General features: G+C 60.6%; 22 protein-coding genes. 15 read left to right on the forward strand and 7 right to left on the reverse strand.

The features are described from left to right. The first annotated feature begins 35 nt into the window (after positions 1–35). The 4 genes from GOW04_RS12800 to GOW04_RS12815 all read left to right on the forward strand — a co-directional run bounded on the left by GOW04_RS12800 (position 36) and on the right by GOW04_RS12815 (position 4,237). Positions 36–1,583 (forward strand): trimethylamine methyltransferase family protein, encoded by a 1,548-nt coding sequence (locus GOW04_RS12800; protein ID WP_171232808.1) that lies wholly within the window; start codon positions 36–38, stop codon positions 1,581–1,583. Between the two features lie 72 nt (positions 1,584–1,655). Beyond that, a complete protein-coding gene (locus GOW04_RS12805) occupies positions 1,656–2,759 on the forward strand; it encodes a mandelate racemase/muconate lactonizing enzyme family protein (protein WP_171232809.1) in 1,104 nt (367 codons plus the stop codon). Positions 2,760–2,774: 15 nt separating this feature from the next. After that, the gene (locus GOW04_RS12810; protein WP_171233014.1) at positions 2,775–3,506 is read left to right on the forward strand and encodes an SDR family NAD(P)-dependent oxidoreductase; all 732 of its coding nucleotides are present in this window, start codon (positions 2,775–2,777) and stop codon (positions 3,504–3,506) included. Next, the gene (locus GOW04_RS12815) at positions 3,503–4,237 is read left to right on the forward strand and encodes an SDR family NAD(P)-dependent oxidoreductase (protein ID WP_171232810.1); all 735 of its coding nucleotides are present in this window, start codon (positions 3,503–3,505) and stop codon (positions 4,235–4,237) included. Before GOW04_RS12810 ends, GOW04_RS12815 begins: the two co-directional genes overlap by 4 nt. A 10-nt stretch (positions 4,238–4,247) precedes the next feature. Here the strand turns inward: GOW04_RS12815 and GOW04_RS12820 are convergent, their stop codons facing one another. From GOW04_RS12820 to GOW04_RS12840, 5 genes are read right to left on the reverse strand one after another with little or no spacing between them, the layout of a single operon-like run. Next, positions 4,248–5,588, reverse strand: a complete 1,341-nt coding sequence (locus GOW04_RS12820; protein WP_171232811.1) for an FAD-binding oxidoreductase — start codon at positions 5,586–5,588, stop codon at positions 4,248–4,250. Continuing rightward, positions 5,585–7,081: an aldehyde dehydrogenase gene (locus tag GOW04_RS12825; RefSeq protein ID WP_171232812.1), complete on the reverse strand. Its 1,497-nt coding sequence runs from the start codon at positions 7,079–7,081 to the stop codon at positions 5,585–5,587. Before GOW04_RS12825 ends, GOW04_RS12820 begins: the two co-directional genes overlap by 4 nt. 5 nt (positions 7,082–7,086) lie before the next feature. Further along, complete coding sequence (locus GOW04_RS12830) at positions 7,087–8,004, reverse strand: dihydrodipicolinate synthase family protein (RefSeq protein WP_171232813.1); 918 nt, start codon at positions 8,002–8,004, stop codon at positions 7,087–7,089. A 7-nt stretch (positions 8,005–8,011) separates the two neighbouring features. Further along, positions 8,012–8,722: a GntR family transcriptional regulator gene (locus GOW04_RS12835; protein WP_171118563.1), complete on the reverse strand. Its 711-nt coding sequence runs from the start codon at positions 8,720–8,722 to the stop codon at positions 8,012–8,014. Continuing rightward, a complete protein-coding gene (locus tag GOW04_RS12840) occupies positions 8,719–8,892 on the reverse strand; it encodes a hypothetical protein (RefSeq protein WP_171168785.1) in 174 nt (57 codons plus the stop codon). The genes GOW04_RS12835 and GOW04_RS12840 overlap by 4 nt, the downstream gene beginning before the upstream one ends. Here GOW04_RS12840 and GOW04_RS12845 point away from each other — a divergent pair. Further along, positions 8,891–9,841 (forward strand): GlxA family transcriptional regulator, encoded by a 951-nt coding sequence (locus tag GOW04_RS12845; protein ID WP_171206193.1) that lies wholly within the window; start codon positions 8,891–8,893, stop codon positions 9,839–9,841. The two genes, GOW04_RS12840 and GOW04_RS12845, sit on opposite strands and share 2 nt — an antisense overlap. A gap of 478 nt (positions 9,842–10,319) precedes the next feature. Here GOW04_RS12845 and GOW04_RS12850 read toward each other — a convergent pair whose 3' ends face one another. After that, positions 10,320–10,877, reverse strand: a complete 558-nt coding sequence (locus GOW04_RS12850; protein ID WP_171206194.1) for a DUF2796 domain-containing protein — start codon at positions 10,875–10,877, stop codon at positions 10,320–10,322. 249 nt (positions 10,878–11,126) lie between these two features. On the opposite strand from GOW04_RS12850, the gene GOW04_RS12855 reads away from it, so the two are divergent. The 10 genes from GOW04_RS12855 to speB all read left to right on the forward strand — a co-directional run bounded on the left by GOW04_RS12855 (position 11,127) and on the right by speB (position 22,176). Next, on the forward strand, positions 11,127–12,398 hold the full coding sequence (locus GOW04_RS12855; RefSeq protein WP_171232814.1) for an imelysin family protein: 1,272 nt from the start codon (positions 11,127–11,129) through the stop codon (positions 12,396–12,398). An 86-nt stretch (positions 12,399–12,484) separates the two neighbouring features. Then, the gene (locus GOW04_RS12860; RefSeq protein WP_152458891.1) at positions 12,485–12,778 is read left to right on the forward strand and encodes a bacterioferritin-associated ferredoxin; all 294 of its coding nucleotides are present in this window, start codon (positions 12,485–12,487) and stop codon (positions 12,776–12,778) included. Then, positions 12,726–13,211, forward strand: a complete 486-nt coding sequence (bfr, locus tag GOW04_RS12865; protein ID WP_152458892.1) for a bacterioferritin — start codon at positions 12,726–12,728, stop codon at positions 13,209–13,211. The genes GOW04_RS12860 and bfr overlap by 53 nt, the downstream gene beginning before the upstream one ends. After that, positions 13,171–14,718, forward strand: coding sequence for a di-heme oxidoredictase family protein (locus tag GOW04_RS12870; protein WP_171118571.1), 1,548 nt, complete (start codon positions 13,171–13,173; stop codon positions 14,716–14,718). The genes bfr and GOW04_RS12870 overlap by 41 nt, the downstream gene beginning before the upstream one ends. 3 nt (positions 14,719–14,721) lie before the next feature. Next, positions 14,722–15,732, forward strand: a complete 1,011-nt coding sequence (locus tag GOW04_RS12875) for an imelysin family protein (RefSeq protein ID WP_171232815.1) — start codon at positions 14,722–14,724, stop codon at positions 15,730–15,732. 2 nt (positions 15,733–15,734) lie between these two features. After that, positions 15,735–16,820: a DUF1513 domain-containing protein gene (locus tag GOW04_RS12880; RefSeq protein WP_171232816.1), complete on the forward strand. Its 1,086-nt coding sequence runs from the start codon at positions 15,735–15,737 to the stop codon at positions 16,818–16,820. Positions 16,821–16,921: 101 nt separating this feature from the next. Beyond that, positions 16,922–18,811 carry a biosynthetic arginine decarboxylase gene (gene speA / locus GOW04_RS12885; RefSeq protein ID WP_171232817.1) on the forward strand — a complete coding sequence of 630 codons (1,890 nt, stop codon included), beginning with the start codon at positions 16,922–16,924 and terminating at the stop codon, positions 18,809–18,811. 25 nt (positions 18,812–18,836) lie between these two features. Beyond that, complete coding sequence (locus GOW04_RS12890) at positions 18,837–20,060, forward strand: saccharopine dehydrogenase family protein (RefSeq protein ID WP_171232818.1); 1,224 nt, start codon at positions 18,837–18,839, stop codon at positions 20,058–20,060. Positions 20,061–20,167: 107 nt separating this feature from the next. Next, the gene (gene nspC / locus GOW04_RS12895; RefSeq protein ID WP_171232819.1) at positions 20,168–21,337 is read left to right on the forward strand and encodes a carboxynorspermidine decarboxylase; all 1,170 of its coding nucleotides are present in this window, start codon (positions 20,168–20,170) and stop codon (positions 21,335–21,337) included. After that, positions 21,334–22,176 carry an agmatinase gene (gene speB / locus GOW04_RS12900; protein WP_171232820.1) on the forward strand — a complete coding sequence of 281 codons (843 nt, stop codon included), beginning with the start codon at positions 21,334–21,336 and terminating at the stop codon, positions 22,174–22,176. Before nspC ends, speB begins: the two co-directional genes overlap by 4 nt. A gap of 39 nt (positions 22,177–22,215) precedes the next feature. On the opposite strand, the gene GOW04_RS12905 is transcribed toward speB, so the two are convergent. Further along, on the reverse strand, positions 22,216–22,818 hold the full coding sequence (locus tag GOW04_RS12905; protein ID WP_152458899.1) for an HD domain-containing protein: 603 nt from the start codon (positions 22,816–22,818) through the stop codon (positions 22,216–22,218). Positions 22,819–22,836 lie beyond the last annotated feature (18 nt).

Here is a 22,836-nt window from a genome sequence, read left to right on the forward strand (position 1 = left end):
TCCGTCAGTTTGTTTCAAAATTGGAGGATTGCCCCTTGACCACTCGCACTGCCACGCGTTCCGGCGGACGTTCTGCCCGCCGAGCTCAACGCACCGCTCCAAATTTCGACATGCTGCCGGGCCTGACCCGAGGCATTCCCGTTTGCGAAGTCATGGACGCAACCCAGGTCGAACGCATCGACAATGCGGCGATGGACATTCTGGAAAATGTCGGCGTTCAGTTCCGCGACCCCATCGCGCTGGAAGACTGGAAAAAAGCCGGAGCCAAGGTTGACGGCGAACTGGTCTATCTGGACCGCAATATGGTGCGCGAGCTGATCTCGACCATTCCGACGCAGTTCACCTATCACGCGCGCGATCCGAAAAAGAACCTGGCGCTGGGGGGCAAGCACGCGATCTTCGTGCCGATGACCGGTGCGCCGTTTCTGCGCGATCTGGACGATGTACGCCGCAACCCGACGCTGGATGATCTGGCGATGTTCCACAAGCTGTCGCACATGATGCCGGCGCTGCACAGCTCGGCCCATCACATTGTCGAGCCCTACGACCACCCGATCAGCCAGCGGCACCTGCGCATCACCTATTCGTCGATGAAATACTCGGACAAGACCTTCATGGGCATGACCACCTCGCCCAGGAATGCCGAGGATGTGATGGATATGTGCGATATCCTGTTCGGCGAAGGGTTCATTGACGATCATCCGGTTACCACCGGCAACTGTAACGGCAACAGCCCTCTGGTGTGGGACGAAACCATGCTGGGTGCGATGCGGGCCTTCTGCCGCCGCAATCAGCCGGTTCTGTGCTCGCCCTTCGTTCTGGGTGGCGCGAACACCCCGGCATCGGTGCCCGCGACCGTGGCGCAGCTGACCGCCGAGGCGCTTTCGGCACTGGCCTATACGCAGGTGATCCGCAAGGGCTGCCCGGCGATCTGGGGACATTACCTGTCGACCGTATCGATGAAATCCGGCGCGCCGATGGCGGGCACGCCCGAGATTAGCCTTATGAACTTCATGATCGGCCAGATGGCGCGCTTTTACGACGTACCGTGGCGCACTTCGAACACTCTGGGTGGGGCCAAGACCTTTGATGCACAGGCCGGGTACGAATCCGCCACGACGCTCAGCGCGGTCATTCACGCCGGGGCCAACTATATCTGGCATTCGGCAGGCTGGAACGAGGCGGGCATGCATTGTTCGGTCGCCAAGTTCATCGTCGACGCCGAACAATGCGCGATGGCTTACCGGATGGCGGAAGGTCCAAAGTGGCACGATTTCGATCAGGCCCTGGCAGCGGTTCCGGATGTGGGGCCCGGCGGGCATTATCTGGGTCATCCGCACACGCAGGACAACTTTCAAACCGCGTTCTTTATGCCGGAGCTGTTCGACAACAACTCGATCGAACAATGGGTCGCCGAAGGCGAAGTTGAGATCACCGAACGCGCCCTGAAACATGCACAGAAACTATTGGCCGAATATGAAGAACCAAAGCTGGACGAGGCCAGGAACGAGGCCCTTCTGGACTATATCGCCCGCCGCGAAAGGGAAATCCCGGCGGCGGACGAGTTGAACCAAACATACTGATCCACACTCCCCGTACTTGCCCACCCGTCATCCGGGTGGGCCCTTTTTTCCGGTCAAGACACGTAAGCCAAGATGAAGATCGCCGAACTGCATATCTACAGCCACGACCTGCCGGTCAAAAACGGACCCTATACTATGGCCAACGCTCAGGTCTGGGCGCTGGATACCACGCTGGTCAAAATCGTGTCGGACAACGGTCTGATCGGCTGGGGCGAGACCTGCCCGGTTGGCCCGACCTATGCCGAGGCGCACGCCGCCGGGGCGCGCGCCGCTCTGGTCGAAATGGCCCCGGGCCTGATCGGAACAGAGGTCCTGCCTCTGGCCTTGCATCGCCGGATGGATGGGCTGTTGAACGGTCATGGTTATGCCAAGGCCGCCATCGACATTGCGGTGCACGACCTGCTTGGCAAACATTTGGGCGTTCCGGTTTCCGATTTACTGGGCGGAGCGGTTTCGGACAAGGTGCCGTCCTATTTTGCCACGGGCGTCGGTGCACCCGACGACATCGCGAAACTGGCTGCCGAGAAAATGGCCGAAGGCTACCCGCGTCTGCAAATCAAGGTCGGAGGCCGCCCGGTCGAGATCGACATCGAAACCATTCGAAAGGTTTGGGACGTGGTCAAAGGATCGGGTATGCGTCTGGCCATCGACGGCAACCGGGGCTGGACAACACGAGACGCCCTGCGGGTCAGCCGCGAATGCCCCGAAATCCCCTTCATCATGGAACAGCCCTGCAACACAATCGAAGATCTCAGGAAGATCCGGCCTCAGGTCACGCATGGTATCTATATGGATGAAAACAGCACCAGCCTGAACACCGTGATCTCGGCTGCGGGCACCGGTCTGGTCGACGGGTTCGGCATGAAGGTCACCCGCATCGGCGGCCTGCATCCGATGCGCGCCTTCCGCGACATCTGCGAGGCGAGCAACCTGCCCCATACCTGCGATGACAGCTGGGGCGGGGATATCATCGCCGCTGCATGTACCCATATCGGTGCAACCGTTCGGCCCGACCTGCTGGAAGGCGTCTGGCTGGCTGCGCCATATATCGAAGGCAACTACGATCCTGAAAACGGCATCCGGATCGAGGGCGGGCATATCGCGCTGCCAACCGGGCCGGGGCTGGGCGTGGTTCCTGATGAAAGCCTGCTCGGCACACCTGTCGCATCTTTCTGAAAAATGGATGACGTTATGAACCTGAAAGGAAAATCGGCTCTGGTCACTGGCGCGGCTGGCGGCATCGGGGCGTCAATCGTTCAACGCCTGCGCAACGCCGGGGCGCGGGTCGCCGTCGCCGACCGGGCTGTCGATGCCATCGAGGCCGAGGCACATCTGCCCGGTGATCTGCTTGTTCCCGAATATGCAGACCAGCTGCCCGGCGCAGCCGCGTCCGCATTGGGCGGGCTTGACATCGTGATCAACAATGCGGGCGTCATCACGCGCGGGTCGGTCACGGATACGACTGATGCGGATTGGTCTCTGTCATTGGGTGTCAATGTCGAAGCCCCGTTCCGCATTTGTCGTGCGGCAATTCCGATCATGGCGGACGCTGGCGGCGGGGCCATCGTCAACACCGCGTCCTGCTGGGGGCTGCGCCCCGGCCCCAATCATGCGGTCTATTGCATGACCAAGGCGGCCATCGCGTCCCTGACCCAGTGCATGGGCATGGATCACGCCCATCAGGGTATCCGCATCAACGCCGTTTGCCCGAACGAGGTGAATACCCCGATGCTGCGATCAGGCTTTGAAAAGCGCGGCTTTGACCCCGATACAGCCGTGGCCGAACTGGGCCGGACCGTGCCGCTGGGCCGGATCGCCGAGCCCGAGGATATCGCCGATGTCATCATGTTCCTTGTCTCGGACGCGTCGCGCTATGTTTGCGGCACGCTCGTCGAGGTCAACGGAGGAAAACCGGTATCATGAAACGGTTCGACGGAAAGGTGGCACTGATCACTGGCGGGCGCAGCGGCATCGGCAAGGCCATTACCCGGCGTTTGCACGACGAAGGCGCACGGGTCTTTACCGCCCAACGTGGTGAGGACACCGAATTTCACGGCATCGCTGCGGATTTCACGCTTCCCGACAGCCCCGCGCAGGTGGTCGGCGAAGTGATCGCGAAAGCCGGGCGTCTGGACGTGCTGGTCAACAACGCCGGCATGATGCAGGAAGCCTCGGTCGAGGGAATGAGCCTTAAGGACTGGCATCTCAACCTGACGGTGAACCTGACCGCCCCGTTCCTGATGATCAAAGCCGCGCTGCCGCATCTGCGCGACACAAAGGGCGCAATCGTCAACACCGGATCCATCGAAGGCCTAGGCAGCAATCCCGGTCACGCCGCCTATTGCGCATCAAAGGCAGGGTTGCACGGCCTGACCCGCGCCGTAGCCGTGGATCACGGGGGCGAAGGTATCCGCTGCAACGCCGTAGCGCCCGGTTGGATCGATACTGAATTGAACGAGGATTTCATCGAGTCGATGCCCGACCCGTCCGCATTCCGTCGCGACATCGCCAAGATCCACCCGGTGGCCCGAACAGGGCGGTCTGAAGAAGTTGCCGCGCTCGTCGCGTTTCTGGCGTCCGGGGATGCGGGTTTCATCACCGGGCAGGTCTATACGGTGGACGGTGGGCGCATGGCCAAGCTGAGCTTGCCCTGACGCCCACACGTCATTCCTTGCCGGACCGCCATTCTTTCCAGATCAGATAGCTGTTCGCCCCAAGCGAGGCGAAAGGCTCGGGCGGCAAACGCGGAAGATCCGGCTGCGCCAGAAAGTGATCCGCGATCTCTGATCCGCCTTGCAGCGCCAGCTCTGCGATGCCCATGCCTTGCAGGGTGCCTCGGGCGATGCCCAGGCCGTTCTGACAGCAGGCCGAGAACACGCCATCCTCCAATTCGCCGAACGCCGCGGATCCGTTGCGGCTGAGGCACAGCATCCCGGCCCAGCGATGCTCCATCCGAACATCCGACAGATGCGGAAAGCGTTCCCGGAACTTCCGGTCATGCACCCAGCCGGCATTGCGCAACCGCATCCGGCTGGTTTCGATCGTCGGGTGAAAACTGGATCCGGTGCGGATCAAAATGCGATCCCCGTAGCTGCCCGAAATACGCCGGACCGAGGTGCCCATCGGATCCGCCGGGGTCACCGACCAACACGGTTGCCCGCCCAGTGTCTTGATCTGCGCCTCGGTCAGCGGGGCCGTGATCGAGGCGTAGAGGCAGATATGCATCAATTGCCGTTGGTAGAATCCGAAGCTTTCCAGATGGCCATTGTTGGCCAGAACGATCCGCCCGGTGCTGACTTTGGCCTTGGCGGTGTTGACCACCCAGCCTGCGCCCTGCTTTTCAAAGCTGACAACTGGTGAGTTCTCGAATACGTTGATTTGGCCAACCATTTGGCCCGACAACGCCCGTACATAAGCTGCGGGCTGGATCATCACCGTCCCCGGCGCAAACAGCCCCGAAACATAATGCGGGCTGCCCGTGATCTCTTGCATCTGCTTTTGGTCATACAGCGTGTACGGCTCACCCAGTTTGGTCAGATGCTCGGCGAAGGCGCGGTTATGGGCGTCTCCTGCCCGTGTGGCGGCAGCATTGTATTTTCCGCAAGGGTCGAACATTTCCTGCGGCAGGTCGCAATCGGCGGCGACCTCGGTCGCGAAAGCGATGGCCTTGCGGTTCAGGGCAATGGCGGCGCGATCTGCTTCCAGCCCATCGCCTGCGTAATTGTCCGAGGCCAGATCATGCGGCAGGTCGATCATGAACCCCGAATTCCGCCCCGCCGAACCATCCGCAAATCGGCCCGCTTCCAGCACGGCGATCTTCAGCGAAGGGTCCAGTTGGTGCAATCGCCGCGCCGCCGTCAGCCCGGCAAACCCTCCGCCGACAATGGTGATGTCGGCGGTCAGGTCCTGTTCGAGCACCGGCAGAGGGTCCTGGGGCGGCAGGATGGCATTCCACCCTGCCGGACCAGTTTGCCGCGGCAGTCTTTTGGCCTCGTATCGTGTCAATCCACGGCCTCGTCGGCATCGTCTGCAAGATCGATCCAGATGGTTTTCAGCTGGGTGTACTGATCATGCGCATGGATCGAGTTGTCGCGCCCGCCAAAGCCCGATTGCTTGTGGCCGCCAAACGGCGTGGTGATGTCGCCTTCGCCAAAGCTGTTGACGGTCACGGTGCCCGCCCGGATCGCCCGCGCGCCGCGAATGGCCCGTTTGGCGTTTGCGGTGAAGATCGAGGCACACAAGCCATAGTCGGTGTCATTGGCGATCTTGATGGCCTCGTCAAAGCCCGACACTTCGATCACCGACAGGACCGGGCCGAAGATCTCCTCGCGCGCCAAAGTCGAGTCGTTGCCGGGCACTTCGACGACGGTAGCCTCGACAAAGCCTTTATCGGCCTTGCCGCCGATCACCACGTTCTGGGCCTGATCGAGATATCCGCAGACCTTGTTATAATGCCCTTCGCTGACCAGCGCGCCCATGCGGGTTTCAGGATCCAGCGGGTCGCCGATGTTCCACTGTTTGGCGTGATGCGCGATACGGTCCAGCAGTTCGGCTTTCACGTCTTTGTGCACGATCAGGCGCGACGAGGCCGAGCAGTTCTCGCCCATGTTCCAGAACGCACCGTTCACCACATGCGCCGCCACCCGGTCGAGGTTTTCGGCGTCGTCCATGACGATGGCCGGGTTCTTGCCGCCCATCTCAAGCACCACTTCCTTGGCGTTGCTTTCCGCCGAATAGGTCAGGAACCGCTTGCCCGTCATCGTCGAGCCGGTGAAGGAAATCATGTCGATATCCATGTGCCGCCCGATGGGTTCGCCCACGTCGGCACCACCACCCGGTACGATGTTCAGCACGCCGCGGGGAAGGCCAGCCTCCATCGCCAGTTCGGCCATACGCAGCGCGGTCAGCGAGGTTTCAGCCGCGGGTTTCACAACCACTGAACATCCCGCCGCCAAGGCAGGCCCGATCTTCCACGCCAGCATCAGCAGGGGGAAGTTCCACGGCAGCACCAGCCCCACGACGCCGATCGGCTCGCGCAGGACCATGGCGATATGGTCGTCGCTAGCAGGTGAGACCTGATCGTAGATCTTGTCGATCGCCTCGGCATGCCATTTCATGCAGTGGATGGTTTCCGGCACGTCCACGGTTTCGCAGTCATAGATGGTCTTGCCACTGTCGAGGCTTTCCATCACAGCCAGTTCGCGGGCGTTGCGGGTCATCAGCTTGGCCAACCGGATCAGCACGTCCTTGCGCTCGGACGGGTGCAGTTTCGACCAGCGGCCATCGTCGAAGGCCTCACGCGCCTTTTCGACTGCAAAATCCACATCCGCCGCACCGCAGGATGCGATATCGGCAAGCTTGTCGCCGGTGGCCGGGTTCACGGTTGCAAACGTCTCACCCGAGATCGCCGGGCGGAATGCTCCGTCGATGAACGCCCCGGTCGGCAGGGTCAGGCCCGCGGCGATGGATTTGTATTCGTCCTGTGTCAGCAGATCCATGTCTCTTACCCTTCAGCCACGATGTCGGCGATTGTCTTTTTCAGCACGCGCGTGACCTGTTCCAGCGCGCGTTTGTCGTCTTTGTTCAGGCACTTCAGCGGAGGCCGCATAGCGCCGGCATCAATTCCATTCATGGTGACGCCATGCTTGATGGTCTGGATGAACTTGCCACCCTGTTCCAGCACCCGCATCAGCGGCATCATCGCGGACATGATCCGGCGGCCTTTGGTGAAATTCCCTTCGACCACGCAGGCCTCATACAGAGCCACATGTTCTGCGGGCAGGAAGTTCGACCCGCCGCACACCCAGAACGGCGCACCCCAGGCAAAGAATTCGAGCGCTTGATCGTCCATTCCGCAACCAAGCTGGATATGCGGATAGTCGCGGGCCAGCAAATGCACCCGGTTGATATCGCCCGAGCTTTCCTTGATGCCGCAGAAGTTGCGGCTGCGGCCCACACGGTCAAGGAACTCTTCGCCCATCATCGTACCGGTGCGGTGCGGGTAGTTGTACAGCATAACAGGCAGATCGGCGGCCTTGTCGATGGCCAGCGCATTCAGCGCGTTTTCCCGATCAGTCGGCACCGAATACGGCGGGCTGGCCAGCAGGATCGCATCGGCGCCGATTTCGCGCGCGCCGGCGGCAAGGGCAATCGAATCCGGCGTCAGCATCGCGCCTGTGCCAACCACCAATGGCAACCGGCCCTTCAACTGCTCATGCGTGAACCGGGCCAGTTCCACACGTTCGTGGACGGTCTGGGCATAGTTCTCACCGGTCGAACCACCCGAGATCAGGCCATGCACGCCGTTTTCGATCAGGTATTCGATCACGTCGGACAAGGCGTCCCAATTCACGCTGCCATCGTCGTGATAAGGCGTGACCACAGGGGTATAGATCCCCTCAAACTTGAAAATCGGGTTCATTCCGTCCTCATGCAGGTTTCGAAAGGGGCGGGATTCCCATCGGGACATCCAGCGCGTCAGGCATCACGAACATCTCGATCTGATCGCGTGACAGGTTCCAGTGATCTTCCGCCAGCCTGGCCGCCGTCGCCTCATCGCGCGCCTCGATGGCTGCGATGATCGCATCATGCTGTTGGCTGGCCAGCGACAGGTTTTCCGACATTTCACCGGTCTGTGGCCTATAGAACGTCATGCCGATCCGAGCGTGATCGATCAGCAACCGGTTGAACGACGGCAGCAGGTAGACATTGCCGGACATTTCGCCGGTCACGTCATGAAAGCGGTTGTTGGCCAAGGCTCGGTCCTCGCCGGACCCGGACCGAAGGGCCGCCTTGAACGCCTGCTGGGCCTCTTTCAAATCATTGATCTGGGCGTTCGACGCATTCAAAGCCGCCAAACGCAGGATCGCTCCGTATACCATCGGCGCAGCAAGGAAGAAGTCGCGCAGGGTGGTATAGGACATCTCGGAAACCCGGGCGCTGCGGTTTGTCCGCAGATCCAGATAGCCTTCGCCAGCCAACTGTCGAAACACCTCGCGCAGCGGCGTGCGCGACAAGCCGAATTCCTCTGACAAATGCGCCTCGTCCAGATCCGCGCCCGGGCGCAGGCGCAGCGTAAGGATGGACACTCTCAGGTGCTCTCTCAGCGCGCTTTTACGAGACTTGGCTTCGTCTTTCATGCTTTGGCCTCATCCTTCTGTTCGGCGAACGCGGTCGAATCGCGTGCGGTCACGGTTTTGTATTCCATAAAAATACAACTTGTATACAATAAAAATTCGTGCAGCATAGGTGCCTGCGAAATCGACTCATGTTCCGGACTTTGTCCCAGCTTGCAAACGGTACTGCTCATGCCTCAGACGCGGCACATCACTTTCATCCTTGTCGAGGAGTTCTCGCACCTTGCGTTTTCATGCGCGGTCGAACCCTTGCGGATCGCCAATCTTGTGAGCGGCGAAGAACTGTACCGCTGGTCCTTTGTGTCCGAACATGGCGAGCAGGCCGTGTGCTCGAACGGATCCATCACGCTGGTGCATTCCGGCCTTCAGGGCCTGGCCAAATGTGATCAGCTGTTTGTTCTGTCGGGCATTCACATGCGTGACCACGTCACCCGCCCCCTACTTGCAACCCTACGCCGCGAACGCGCGCGCGGCACGAAAATCGGCGCCCTGTGCTCGGGGGCATGGGTGCTGGCCGAGGCTGGCTTTCTCGACGGAATGCAGGCAGCGATCCACTGGGAATATCACGACGCGTTCATGGAAGCCTTTCCCGAGGTCAACCTGGTACGCAGCGTGTTCGTGGCCGATGAAAAGCACATTACCGCATCCGGCGGGACCGCAACAGCGGATCTGATGCTGCACCTGATCGAACGCGATCACGGTGAAGAACTCGCCATCGATGTGGCGGATCAGATGGTCTACAACGCGGTACGCAATGCCACGGCCAAACAACGGGTTTCCCTGCAATCACGCAACGGAATGCGCAATGCGCACCTCGCCAAGGCGATCACCATCATGCAGGACAGTATCGAAACCCCGGTTTCCCCCTCGTTCATTGCAGAAGAGCTTGGCATTTCAACCCGGCAGCTTGAGCGGCTGTTTGGAAAATACCTCAACACGTCGCCCAAGAAATACTTCATGGAAATGCGGCTGGAGCGCGCCCAGAAACTGTTGCTTCAGACCGAAGCATCCGTCACCGAGGTTGCCGTGGCCTGCGGCTTTGAAAACCCGGGCCATTTTTCGCGCGTCTACCGGTCAAGCTTTGGCGTCACCCCGCACGCGCAACGTAACAAGATCGACTGACAATATCGGTTAGTGGACTTGTCGAAAACGATACGGCAGGGGATGCCGCGTTTTGTCGGCCCATGAAGGGCCTGAACGGGCATCCCCCTAACCCTGCCGAGATACCCCCTCATTAAAACCGGACTAGTCAACAGATCGGCAGGATGATGTACCAATAGATTTGGATATTGGCATAAGTTTTGCGAGAACTTGTCATACATGCGATTCTTGTGCCCTTATTCGTTAATCTTTGCCTCAATTGGAGACTTTTGATTCAGCGAAGTCCGGCAACCTGAAAGGCCATAACCATTTGTGAAAAATAAATAATCTGTGAGTTTCGCTCATTGCTGCATTCAAGGATCGCACCGAGGAGCAGTTTTTCCGCCTTCAATCCAGCGTGTTCGTTTTCTGCGCAGCCCCAGGCATGGACGAGGCAATCTTGGCTCAACTGCTTCGGTTGCGCGCTTCAAAACGCCAAACGGGCGTACAAGCACCATCTCTAACGGAATTGCGTCATATCGAGACTGGGCGCGGCGCGCGTGATTTCATGGGTGCTGGTCGCCGCGCCTGATCCGACGCGAACGTTCAGCTTCTCTGTCCCGCTGAACCGCTGGAAATACGCAAATTCCATCGTGGTCAGCGCATCCATATCCTGACATTGAACAACGTAGTCAGCCTGGAATTCCGAGTGTTCGCCCGGCACGGATGACGCGCCCCCCTCGCCCGCGTTGTCCTGCTGCCCCGGAATATCATGCGTCAGGATCACGTTTGCAGATGCGTTAAAGCACACGGCGTCGGGCGGGACGACAAACAGATCCAGTGGTTTGGACAGTTCGGAAATCGCGATGGCGACGCGCGTACGCTCGTCATCACTTGCCACCGGGGTCTCGAACCCGATTATGTCAATGCTTGGAACCTTAAGGGACAGCGTAAATTCCGTGTCCGTAAACACGATTTCCAATTGACCGGACCCATGTTGATGGGTGGGCGTGATCTGCGTCGCCTGAGCGGCAAGAGCTGCCGGAAAAAGAGACAACGCCAGAACAGAGCACTTCATTAACCAAAAACCGCCTTTAACAGAATCACAACAGTGATTTTACCGCGAATCACCTGCCACGCAACGTTAACCCTCGGATCGGAGCTCGCCAGATTCGGGGAGGAGCGTGGGATTCAACCACTATTGCCTATATCCGACAATAAAACTCAGGTTGACATTGCCGACTAAATCACTCAGTTATTTCTTCGCGAAACCCGCGGGGCATCCCCGCGCGATCCGACAGTTCTGACAGGAAAGCACCGAACTCCTATGACCAAGTTATTCACCACTGCCAGCGCCCTGACATTTTGCATGGCAACCGCCGCAATCTCGGGTGATGCCCCCACCAAGGCAGATGTACTGAACACCTATGCCGATATTGCGGAAGCCAAATTTGAGGACAGCCTGATTTCAGCCAGGAAATTGCAGGATGCGGTCAACGCACTGATCGCCGATCCCTCGGACGCAACGTTGAACGCGGCGCGCGCGGCCTGGGTTGCTGCGCGTGTCCCCTATCAGCAGACGGAAGTCTATCGCTTCGGCAATGCCATCGTAGATGACTGGGAAGGCAAGGTGAACGCCTGGCCCTTGGACGAAGGTCTGATCGACTATGTCGACGCGGCCTATGGCGGCGCAACGGACGAAAACGAATTTGCCGTGCTGAACGTCATCGCCAACCCCAGCTTCCAACTGTCGGGCGAGACCATTGATGCCAGCGAAATCACCCCCGAACTGCTGAGCGACACCTTGCACGAAGCCGATGGTATCGAGGCGAATGTGGCAACCGGCTATCACGCCATCGAGTTCCTTCTGTGGGGTCAGGACATGAACGGCCATGGCGCCGGCGCCGGCAACCGCCCAGCGACCGATTATGCGCAGGGCGAGGACTGTACCGGCGGCCATTGCGACCGTCGCGCGCAATATCTGAGCGCTGCGACCGAACTGCTGGTCAGCGATCTGGCCTGGATGGCGGATCAGTGGAAAGACGGCGGAGCGGCGCGCGCAGCCCTTATGGAGAACGAAGCAGCAGGCATCAGCGCGATCCTGACCGGCATGGGCTCTCTCTCGTATGGTGAGCAAGCCGGCGAACGGATGCGCCTTGGCCTGATGCTGAACGATCCTGAAGAAGAACATGACTGCTTTTCTGACAACACCCACAACAGCCATTACTATGACGGGTTGGGCATCCAGAACGTCTATCTGGGCAGCTATACCCGCATTGATGGCACCCCGGTTTCGGGCGCATCTCTGGCCGATCTGGTCATCGCCACGGATCCGGCGCTGGATACCGAGATGAAAGCGAAACTGGCCGCCACCATGCAGGCCCTGGGCAAGATCAAGACAACGGCCGAGGCGGGATTTGCCTATGACCAGATGCTTGAGCGCGGCAACGAAGGCGGTGAGGCCCTGATCATGGGCGGCGTCAACGGCCTGATCGATCAGACCAAAACGATCGAACGCATCGTAACTGCGCTGGAACTGGACGGGGTTGCGTTTGAAGGGTCAGACAGCCTGGATAACCCGGACGCCGTCTTCCATTAATCTTCAAGCGGGCCGGAGAGGGTTTCTTTCCGGCCCCTGCAAACCTTACTGATCGTCTGACAAGGCGGCGAAACGAGCCAAGACCAATGATTGTCTGCCACTGCACCAACATATCCGATCACGACATCCGTGCCACCATCGACTGGATGCGCACGGCGGATCCGCGGACCATCATCACCCCCGGCAAAATCTACCATGCCCTTGGCAAATCGGCGGATTGTGGCGGGTGCATGCCGTTGTTCCTAGACACGATGCGGGCCAGCGGTAATCTGGAAGTCCCCATGCAACTCCGCACTTTGCGTGCCGGAGCAACACAGGAGAAGGCTGATGAAAGGCGATCCGAAGGTCATCGAATATCTGAACAGGTCTCTGCGGCATGAGCTGACTGCCGTCAGTCAATACTGGCTGCATTACCGCCTGCAAGAAGACTGGGGCCTTGGCCATATGGCCAAGAAAAGCCGCGAGGAAAGCATCGAAGAGATGGGCCACGCGGACAAGCTGATCGAACGGATCATCTTTTTGGAAGGTCACCCCAACCTTCAGAAACTGGACCCGTTGCGGATCGGTCAGACGCCGAAGGAAACGCTGGAATGCGACCTGGCGGCCGAGATCGACGCCAGGGCACTTTACAAGGAAGCGCGCGAATATTGTCGGGAGGCCGGCGACTTTGTCTCCATGTCGCTGTTCGAAGAGTTGATGTCCGATGAAGAGGGACATATCGACTTCCTCGAAACGCAGCTCGACCTGTATGAAAGGATCGGCGAAGCCAATTATGCGCAACTCAACGCATCGAAAATGGACGAAGGCGAATAGCCTTCTTGCCTTGTCGGGGGTCGCCCTGGCTGCCACCCCCTCCCTGTCAGCCGAGCTGCGGGACCTGCATCTGAAATTCACCCCCCGCACCGACGAGGAACGCGCCCGCATTGCGGCCGTGACCGCGCCCCCGCAGGATTATGGCGTGTCGCAGCCGTTCGAAGAGCTCTCTGCCGGGGCGGCGACTGTCCGGGTCCGCAACGACGCGGATGCGTTCTCGCAACCCTCGGGCAATCTGAGCTTCGAGCAGGAGCTGGATTTCAAGGTCGGCAACGGGTTGTTCAAGAAAATCTGGGTTTCATCACCATCATCCACCTTGGCCTCTGACGGGTTGGGGCCGCTGTACAACGCGCGATCCTGCCAGCGTTGCCATATCAAGGATGGGCGGGGGCACACACCCAACGGCCCTGATGACAACGCGGTCTCGATGTTCCTTCGGGTCTCGATCCCCGGTGCGCCGGAAGACGGGTATGCCGGGATCGAAGACTACATCGCCACCCGGCCCGAACCCAACTATGGCGGGCAGATGCAGGATTTCGCGCTTGCCGGACATCCGGCGGAATATCGGCTGGATATCTCTTACGAAGAAGTCCCCGTTGAACTTTCTGACGGCGAGACCGCGTCACTGCGCCGCCCGTCTTACAGGGCCGCTGACCTGGGCTATGGCCCGTTGCACCCGGATGCGATGCTGAGCCCGCGGGTCGCATCGCAGATGATCGGGCTTGGCCTGCTCGAGGCGATCCCGGTCGAAGACCTGCTGGCCCGGGCTGATCCCGACGACGTGGATGGGGATGGCATCTCGGGCCGTCCAAACATCGTCTGGTCTGTTGAATACGGCGCCCCGATGATGGGCCGGTTCGGGCACAAGGCAGGTATGCCGACGGTCATGGAGCAATCCGCCGCAGCCTTTGCCGGGGATATCGGTATTTCAAGCCCGCTTTACCCAGCACCTCAGGGGGACTGCACGGATTTGCAGGTGAACTGCGTCGAGGCCCCGCATGGCGACACCGATACCCGCGCGTTCGAGATCGATCAGCAGGGCATGGACCTGGTGGATTTCTACAGCCGCAATCTGGGCGTGCCCGGCCGCCGTGATGTCGACGACCCCGAGGTGTTGCGCGGCAAAGAGGTGTTTCACACGATCGGCTGCGCGTCCTGTCATACTCCGGCCCATGTCACCCACCGGCTGGAAGATCGGCCCGAGCACAGCTTTCAGCTGATCTGGCCCTATACCGACCTGCTGCTGCATGACATGGGCGAAGGTCTGGCGGATCACCGCCCCGAGGCCCGCGCGACGGGGCGCGAATGGCGGACGCCGCCTTTGTGGGGCATAGGTCTGACCGAACGCGTCTCGGGCCACACGCAGTTTCTGCATGACGGGCGGGCGCGCAATCTGCTCGAGGCGATCCTGTGGCACGGCGGCGAAGCCCAGGCCGCGCGCGATGCGGTTGTGTCGATGCCGAAAACTGACCGCGACGCCCTGATCCGTTTTCTGGAGAGCCTCTGACCCATGCGTATTCTTACCTTTGTTGCCGCGTTGATGATGCCGCTTGCCGCACAGGCGCAGGACCGCGCACCCATCCTGATGGACGTTGCCGAGACACATATCTTGCCCAGGTTCGACAAGCTGCCGGAAACGACCGGGGCTCTGGTCAGTGCTTCGCGGGTGGATTGCGATCCGACCTCACCTGCGTTGCGCGCGGCTTATGATGCGGCCTTCGACAGCTGGATTTCCGCCAATCACCTGCGGTTCGGTCCGACCGAGGTTGATGATCGTGCGTTTGCCATGGCGTTCTGGCCCGACACGAAAGGGTTCACCACCAAAGCCCTGTCCCAGCATATCGCAACCGAGGATGACGCCGTGCAAGACCCGGAAGCCTATGCCGAGACATCCATAGCCGGGCGCGGGTTCTTTGCGCTCGAACGGATGCTGTTCGATCCCGCCTTTGCAGAGCAGGGCAATGCAGATTACCGCTGCGCGCTGATTCAGGCGATCGCGGCGGATATTGATGCCAACGCGCGGGCGATGGCCGATGACTGGCAAAGCTATGCCCCCGGCCTGACCCGGCCCGGTGAAAACGGCCGCTACCGAACGCAGGACGAAGCGATGCAGGAACTGTTCAAGGCTTTGTCCACGGGTCTTGAATTCACGGCCGACACTCGGCTTGGTCGCCCGTTGGGCACGTTCGACCGCCCGCGCCCGAACCGCGCCGAAGCGTGGCGGTCGAAGCGATCCTTGCGCCATGTCGAACTTTCACTGGTGGCCCTTCGTGATCTTGCATCGCGGTTGGCCTTTGATCATCCCGATATCGCCGCGGATCTAGATGCTGCCTTTGCGCGCGCCATCGAGAATGCCCAGGCCATTGACGACCCGGCGCTGGCGGGCGTTTCGGATCCGCAGGCCCGGTTCCGTATCGAGGCCCTGCGACAGTCCATCCACGATATTCGCGCCATTGCGTCGACTGAACTTGGCCCGACGCTGGGCATCAGCGCAGGCTTCAATTCTCTGGACGGGGACTGACCATGACATCGCGCCGCCGTTTTCTTGCAGGGCTTGCTGCAACCTCTCTGCCTCCGATCCATGGATGGGCCTCGGTGGGAAGGCCGGAGTTTCTGGCCGCAGGGCTGTTTCCGGATGGTTCGTATCGACTGGCCGGGCTGGATGCACAGGGAACGCTGCTGTTTTCCGTGCCCCTGCCCGCGCGCGGTCATGCGGCGGCGGCACATCCGGTCAAACCACAGGCCGTGGCCTTTGCGCGCCGTCCGGGCACCTTTGCCGTGGTGATTGATTGCGTGACGGGATCACCGATCGCGCGGCTGACGGCGCCGGAAGGCCGGCATTTCTATGGTCACGGTACTTTTTCAGCCGATGGCGCGATTTTCTTTGCCACCGAAAACGATTACGAGGCCGGAGAAGGTATCATAGGCGTCTGGGACGCCGAAACCTTTGCGCGCTCGGGTGAATTCCCGTCCGGCGGCGTCGGGCCGCATGACATGCGGTTGATGCCGGGTGGGAAAACGCTTGTGATTGCCAATGGCGGGATCGAAACCCATCCCGAAACCGGGCGCACGAAGCTGAACCTGCCGACGATGAAGCCCAACCTGACCTACCTTTCCATGTCGGGCCTGGTTCAGGAACAGGTGTCGCTGGCGCCTGCGCTCCATAAGAACTCGATCCGCCATCTGGCGGTCCGTCGCGACGGGCTGGTGGGCTTTGCGATGCAGTGGCAGGGCAGCAAGGCCGAACATCCGCCCTTGCTGGGCCTGCACCGTCAGGGGGAAACCCCGCACCTTCTGTCAGCGCCTGAGCAGGATCAGAGCACGCTGCAAGGCTATGCCGGCAGCATCGCGTTTTCGGCGGATGGTGCAACCGTTGCCATCACCTGTCCGCGCGGCAATGCGCTGCATCGGTTCGACGTGGCCAGTGGCACATTCAGCGATGCGTTCGAGCTTGAGGATGTCTGCGGGCTTGGATCGGGCCCGAACGGCTTGGTTTTCACCACCGGAACCGGTGTGTTCGGCGCGTTGGCCACTGCGCACCCCGTGATCCGGACCCGCGCGAAGTGCCAGTGGGACAACCATCTGGTCCCGATCACCCCAGCGGCATGAAACTCGGATTTTTCCGTCACATAGTTTAGGCTTGGAAGAATCAAACAGCTGCCGTATTGGCGGGCGCGAAACTGGCACCCCTACGTTAAGGACCGACTTGATTGAAACAGACGCCCGACGCACCGCATTCCATCTACGGAGTTGAGAAATGGGGCAAAGGCCTCATCGAGGTGACGGAGCAGGGCGAAATCGGTCTGCGCAATCCCTTGGCTCCCGAGGTTGGCGCGATCAGCCTGCCCGGTATTCTCAGCGATCTGGACGACCGCGGCATCAAGGCCCCGATGGTTCTGCGCGTGTCTTCCTATCTGGAACACGAGATCGCCCATCTGAACGAAAGCTTCCGCGAAGCTATCGCCCGCGTCGGTTACAGGGGCAGCTATCGCGGTGTGTTCCCGATCAAGGTGAACCAGCAAGCCCAGGTCGTCGACCGGATCGTCGAATTCGGCAAGAAGTACAACTATGGGCTCGAGGCCGGGTCCAAACCCGAACTGGTGATCGCGCTGGCACATCGGCTGGCCAGCGAAGCGCTGATCGTCTGCAACGGCGTCAAGGATGCCGAGTTCATCCAGCTGGCCATCCTGTCCCGCAAGATCGGGTTCAACACGGTGATCGTTCTGGAAAGCCCGAAAGAGGCTGACACGGTGATCGAGGTCTACAAGGAATTGGAGGTCGAACCGCTTATTGGCGTGCGGGTGAAACTGACCAACCAAATCAGCGGCAAGTGGGAGGAAAGCTCGGGCGACCGCTCGGCCTTTGGCATGAACACCGATCAACTTGTCGCTACAGTCGACAAGCTGAAAGAGGCGGGGCTACTGCATTGCCTGAAGCTTCAGCATTCGCATCTGGGTTCTCAGGTGCAGGACGTCAACGATGTGCGCCGCGCGGTGGGCGAGGCCTGCCGCTATTACACCGAACTGACGCGCGAGGGCGTGCCGCTGACCCATCTGGACCTCGGCGGTGGTATGGGGGTGGACTACACGGGCGAGAAGAAGGCGGCCGAGAACTCGATCAACTACACTGTCGAGGAATACTGCGCCAACGTGGTGGAAACCGTGGCCTATGCCATGGACGAGGCCGAGATGGACCACCCGACGCTGGTCACCGAAAGCGGCCGCGCGGTGGTGGCGACGTCGTCGATGCTGGTGTTCAACGTGCTGGAAAGCACGCTCTATGATGCGCCCAACGGCCCCGAGGTTGAAGCCGACGATCACCACATGGTTTCAGACCTTGCCGCGGTGCACGGCTATCTCAGCAAAGACCGTCTTCAGGAATGCTGGAACGACGCCACCTTCTATCGCAACGAATTGCGCGCCCTGTTCCGCCGTGGATATGTAGACCTGCGCCAGATGGCCCGGGCCGAGCGGATCTACCTGTCGCTGATGGCCCGCCTCAAGGCGCTGGCGGCCAGTGACGATCTGGAGACCGACGTGGACGACCAGCTTGAGAAAGTGGCCGATATCTACCACTGCAACTTTTCTCTGTTCCAGTCCTTGCCAGACGTCTGGGCCATTGACCAACTGCATCCGATCGTGCCCTTGCAGGGCCTGAACCAGACACCCGACCGCCGCGCAGTCCTGTCCGACATCACCTGCGACAGCGACGGCAAGATCGACCGGTTCATCCTGGCCGACGGTGTTTCACCCAGTCTGCCGGTGCATACCCTGCCCGAAGATGATGAATATTTCATGGGCGTCTTTTTCGTCGGCGCCTATCAGGAAACGCTGGGCGATCTGCATAACCTGTTCGGCGACACCAACGTCGTCACCATCGACCTGCGCGCTGACGGAGGGTTCGACCTGCTGCACGAACAAGAGGGCGATACGATCAGCCAGGTGCTGTCCTATGTCGAATTCGACCCCACCGACTGCGTCGCCGCCTTCCGCAAAATGGTGGACGAGGCGATCTCGACCGGTACTCTGAAAGCCAAGGACCGCAAAACCCTGATGAGCGCCTATCGCGACTCGATCAACGGCTACACCTATTACGAATAACCCCCTGTGAGAGGAGATTACCCCCATGGGTTCACTTAGTGGCAAAACACTGGTTGTCGGCGCGGGCGGCGTATCCCACGCCGCCGTGCACAAGATGGCGATGAATTCGGACATCTTCACCGAAATCACACTGGCCAGCCGGACCAAGTCAAAATGCGACGCCATCGCCAAATCGGTGAAAGAGCGCGTGGGCGTTGACATCGCCACCGCCGAACTGGACGCCTACAAGGTCGCGGACACGGTCAAGCTGATCAAGGACACTGGTGCAGAAATCCTGGTGAACCTCGCCCTGCCCTATCAGGACCTGGTCCTGATGGACGCCTGCCTTGAGGCCGGTATCCACTATCTCGACACCGCGAACTATGAACCCGAGGATGTGGCCAAGTTCGAATACCACTGGCAATGGGCCTATCAGGAACGGTTCAAAGAAGCCGGCCTGACCGCCATCCTCGGCTCGGGCTTCGATCCGGGCGTGACCAGCGTCTTCGCCAAATGGCTGAAAAAGCACAAGCTGGACACTATTCGTCAGATCGACGTGCTGGACGCCAATGGCGGCTCGAACGATCAGGAGTTCGCCACCAATTTCAACCCCGAGATCAACCTGCGCGAAGTGCTGGCCGAAGTTCGCCATTGGGAAGGTGGTGAATGGAAAACCAGCCCGGCCATGACCCATAAGGTCGAGTTCGATTTCCCGGCGATCGGCCCCAAGAACATGTACCTGATGTACCACGAAGAACTGGAGTCGCTCTCGACCCACTTCCCCGAGATCGAGCGCGCCCGCTTCTGGATGACCTTCGGCGACGCCTATATCACTCACGCTAAGGTGCTGGAGAACGTCGGCATGACCCGCATCGACCCGGTGATGCATGACGGCAAGGAAATCATCCCGATTCAGTTTTTGAAAACCCTGCTGCCCGATCCCGGCGATCTGGGCGCCGAAACCAAGGGCAAGGCCTGCATCGGCGACATCGCCACGGGTCAGGCCAAGGACGGCTCGGGCGAGAAAACCTATTACATCTACAACATCTGCGACCACGAGGAATGCTATGCCGAGGTCGGCAGCCAGGCCGTCAGCTACACCACCGGAGTCCCCGCCATGATCGGCGCGGCACAGGTGCTGAAAGGCAACTGGCGCGAACCGGGCGTGTGGAACATGGAACAGCTCGACCCGGACGATTTCATGGACATGCTGAACGAACACGGCCTGCCGTGGCAGGTCCACGAACTCGACGGGCCCGTCGAGTTCTGATCCCTCGGGGCGGTCCGCGCGACCGCCCTGCTTCATCTGGCTGAAAATATCCCGGGGGGTCCGGGGGGCAAGCCCCCCCGGCCTTTTCACAATCGGAGACGCCCGACATGTCCGACATGATGACCACACAGGCCGGAGACGCCGGAGCCTTCCGCTACTTCGACCTGACACGCGTGCCGTCACCCTGCTTCGTCGTCGACGAAAAGGCGGTGGAGCGAAATCTGGCGGTTCTGGCCGATATCGGTGAGCGTTCCGGCGCACATGTCCTGTCGGCGCTCAAGGCTTTCTCGATGTTCGCGCTGGCCCCTCTGGTGCGACAGTATCTCGGCGGCACTTGCGCCAGCGGCATCTACGAGGCCCGGCTGGGCCGCGAGGAATATGGCGGCGAGGTCGCGACCTACTGCGCGGGCTACAAGGACGCCGACATCGACGAAATCCTTGCGCTCTCGGATCACATCATTTTCAACAGCCCCGGGCAGAAAGACCGCTTTCTGTCCAAGGCACAGGCCGCCGGACGGCAGGTCGGGCTGCGCATCAACCCTGAACACTCCGAAGGCGAGGTCGCGAAATACGACCCCTGCGCACCGTGTTCACGCCTCGGCACCCCGGTCAGCCAGCTGGACGCCAAGGCGCTGGAGGGCGTGGATGGCCTGCACATGCACACGCTCTGCGAACAGGGGTTCGAGCCTCTGGCGCGCACCTGGGCCGCGGTCGAACCGAAACTCGCGCCCTTCCTGAACGGCCTGAAATGGCTCAATTTCGGCGGCGGCCACCATATCACCCGCAACGACTATGACCGCGACGGGCTGGTGGATTTCATCAAGGGCATCCGCGCCAAATACGGCGTCGAGGTCTATCTGGAACCCGGCGAGGCCGTGGCGCTGGACGCGGGCATCCTGGTGGGCGAAATCCTCGACCTGCCGCACAACGGCATGGATCTGGCAATCACCGACATCTCGGCCACCTGCCACATGCCCGACGTGATCGAGGCCCCCTATCGCCCCGCCCTGATGGACGAGGCCGAAACCGGCCACACCTATCGTCTGGGCGGCCCCTCGTGCCTGGCTGGCGACGTGATCGGCGACTACACTTGGGCCGAGCCGCTAAAAATCGGGCAGCGCTTTGCCTTCCTCGATCAGGCGCATTACTCGATGGTCAAGACCAACACGTTCAACGGCGTGCCCCTGCCCACCATCGCCCTGTGGAACAGCGAAACCGACGACCTGAAAATCATCAGGCAATTCGGCTACGACGACTTCAAAGAGAGGCTTTCATGAGCATTTTCCTCGACAGCGAACTGACCGAGACCGAACGCAGCGAAGACGCGCGATTCCGCGTGATCCCGGTGCCGCTGGAACGCACCGTATCCTACGGGTCCGGCACCGCCAAAGGCCCCGAAGCGATCATCGAGGCCAGCAACGAACTCGAACGCATCACCGGCCACGCCGAACCCTGCGTCGAAGGCATCTTTACCGAGCCCCCGCTGGATTGCGACGGCCCGCTGCCGGACGTTATGGAGCGCCTCGCCCAGCGCACCGAGGCCGCCATCCGCGCCGGCAAGGTGCCGGTCACGCTGGGTGGTGAACACTCGCTCAGCTATGGCGCGGTCATGGGTGTGACTCGCGCGCTAGGCCAGCCCCTCGGCATCGTGCAGATCGACGCCCATGCCGATCTGCGCAACGCCTATCAGGGCGAAAAACACTCGCACGCCTCGGTGATGCATCTGCTGGCCGAGGAGGGTATCCCACTGGCCCAGTTCGGCGTGCGCGCCTTTTCCACCGAGGAAGCAAAAAGCCGCCTGAGGAACCGCGTCTTCCACGTGGATGCCGAAGAGTTGGTCACCGGCAACATCCATGCCGTCGACCTGCCCGAGGATTTCCCCGAACTGGTCTATGTCAGCTTTGACGTTGATGGGCTGGACCCGGCGCAGATGCCCGCGACCGGCACGCCCGTTCCGGGCGGGCTGGGATACTATCAGGCGCTTCGCCTCGTCGAACACGCCCTGAAGGGCCGCCGCTGCGTCGGCTTCGACGTGGTCGAACTGGCCCCCGACGGCAACGCGGCGTGGGATTTCACCGCGGCGCAAATCGTCTATCGCTTGATGGCAAGCTGCTGATCAGGCAGGCGGGCCGGGCTGGCCCGCCCGATCCGGTTCCTAGCCGGTTTTGCCGTCATCGGCGGTTTCGTTCAGCTCCATATGGCCTTCGCCCCTGTTCAGGACGCGGCGCAACATGGGTTCGAAGAACTCCAGCGGCTTGGTCGGATAATTCGGGTCGAACGCCTTCTGATCGTATTCATGGCAGAAATAGCGACAATCTTCCCAATAAGGACTGTCGCGATATTTGTCGCGCGCGTTGCGGTCGCCGCCCAGATGGTGGTTGTAGTAATATCCCTGAAACACGCAATGATGCTTGAGAATCCAATATGTCTTTTCGCTGACGTAAGGCTTCATCATCGCCGCTGACAGCTCTCCGTGATTGTAGGGTGACAGGATATCGCCGGTATCGTGGATCAGCGCCGCCACCACCAGTTCTTCATCCGCACCGTCCTCGTAAGCACGTGTCGCGGCTTGCAGGCTGTGCTGGTAGCGGTTCACCGGATAGGGCGTCCATTCTTCGTCCAACGAGCGGATGGCATCGAGGATGCGATCTGGCAGGGCCGCATTATACGCCTCTTCGTACTCCATCACGGCGTCCCAGTCGGCCTTGGTGGCTGTCTCGAAACTGGTCCAGGTGGGTTTGTGGCTTTTGTCCAGCATGGCTGATCCTTTTGCATG

The organism is Ruegeria sp. HKCCA4812 (assembly GCF_013034245.1).
Lineage (GTDB): Bacteria > Pseudomonadota > Alphaproteobacteria > Rhodobacterales > Rhodobacteraceae > Ruegeria.

Excerpts from the sequence above, each read along its gene's own strand:
- GOW04_RS12830 (WP_171232813.1), bottom strand. The coding sequence starts at position 8,004 with ATGAACCCGATTTTCAAGTTTGAGGGGATCTATACCCCTGTGGTCACG.
- GOW04_RS12850 (WP_171206194.1), bottom strand. The coding sequence starts at position 10,877 with ATGAAGTGCTCTGTTCTGGCGTTGTCTCTTTTTCCGGCAGCTCTTGCC.
- GOW04_RS12825 (WP_171232812.1), bottom strand. The coding sequence starts at position 7,081 with ATGGATCTGCTGACACAGGACGAATACAAATCCATCGCCGCGGGCCTG.
- GOW04_RS12840 (WP_171168785.1), bottom strand. The coding sequence starts at position 8,892 with ATGAGCAGTACCGTTTGCAAGCTGGGACAAAGTCCGGAACATGAGTCG.
- GOW04_RS12905 (WP_152458899.1), bottom strand. The coding sequence starts at position 22,818 with ATGCTGGACAAAAGCCACAAACCCACCTGGACCAGTTTCGAGACAGCC.
- GOW04_RS12855 (WP_171232814.1), top strand. The coding sequence starts at position 11,127 with ATGACCAAGTTATTCACCACTGCCAGCGCCCTGACATTTTGCATGGCA.
- GOW04_RS12890 (WP_171232818.1), top strand. The coding sequence starts at position 18,837 with ATGGGTTCACTTAGTGGCAAAACACTGGTTGTCGGCGCGGGCGGCGTA.
- GOW04_RS12875 (WP_171232815.1), top strand. The coding sequence starts at position 14,722 with ATGCGTATTCTTACCTTTGTTGCCGCGTTGATGATGCCGCTTGCCGCA.
- bfr (WP_152458892.1), top strand. The coding sequence starts at position 12,726 with ATGAAAGGCGATCCGAAGGTCATCGAATATCTGAACAGGTCTCTGCGG.
- speB (WP_171232820.1), top strand. The coding sequence starts at position 21,334 with ATGAGCATTTTCCTCGACAGCGAACTGACCGAGACCGAACGCAGCGAA.
- GOW04_RS12810 (WP_171233014.1), top strand. The coding sequence starts at position 2,775 with ATGAACCTGAAAGGAAAATCGGCTCTGGTCACTGGCGCGGCTGGCGGC.
- GOW04_RS12805 (WP_171232809.1), top strand. The coding sequence starts at position 1,656 with ATGAAGATCGCCGAACTGCATATCTACAGCCACGACCTGCCGGTCAAA.
- GOW04_RS12815 (WP_171232810.1), top strand. The coding sequence starts at position 3,503 with ATGAAACGGTTCGACGGAAAGGTGGCACTGATCACTGGCGGGCGCAGC.
- GOW04_RS12870 (WP_171118571.1), top strand. The coding sequence starts at position 13,171 with ATGCGCAACTCAACGCATCGAAAATGGACGAAGGCGAATAGCCTTCTT.
- GOW04_RS12860 (WP_152458891.1), top strand. The coding sequence starts at position 12,485 with ATGATTGTCTGCCACTGCACCAACATATCCGATCACGACATCCGTGCC.
- nspC (WP_171232819.1), top strand. The coding sequence starts at position 20,168 with ATGTCCGACATGATGACCACACAGGCCGGAGACGCCGGAGCCTTCCGC.
- GOW04_RS12835 (WP_171118563.1), bottom strand. The coding sequence starts at position 8,722 with ATGAAAGACGAAGCCAAGTCTCGTAAAAGCGCGCTGAGAGAGCACCTG.
- GOW04_RS12880 (WP_171232816.1), top strand. The coding sequence starts at position 15,735 with ATGACATCGCGCCGCCGTTTTCTTGCAGGGCTTGCTGCAACCTCTCTG.
- GOW04_RS12845 (WP_171206193.1), top strand. The coding sequence starts at position 8,891 with ATGCCTCAGACGCGGCACATCACTTTCATCCTTGTCGAGGAGTTCTCG.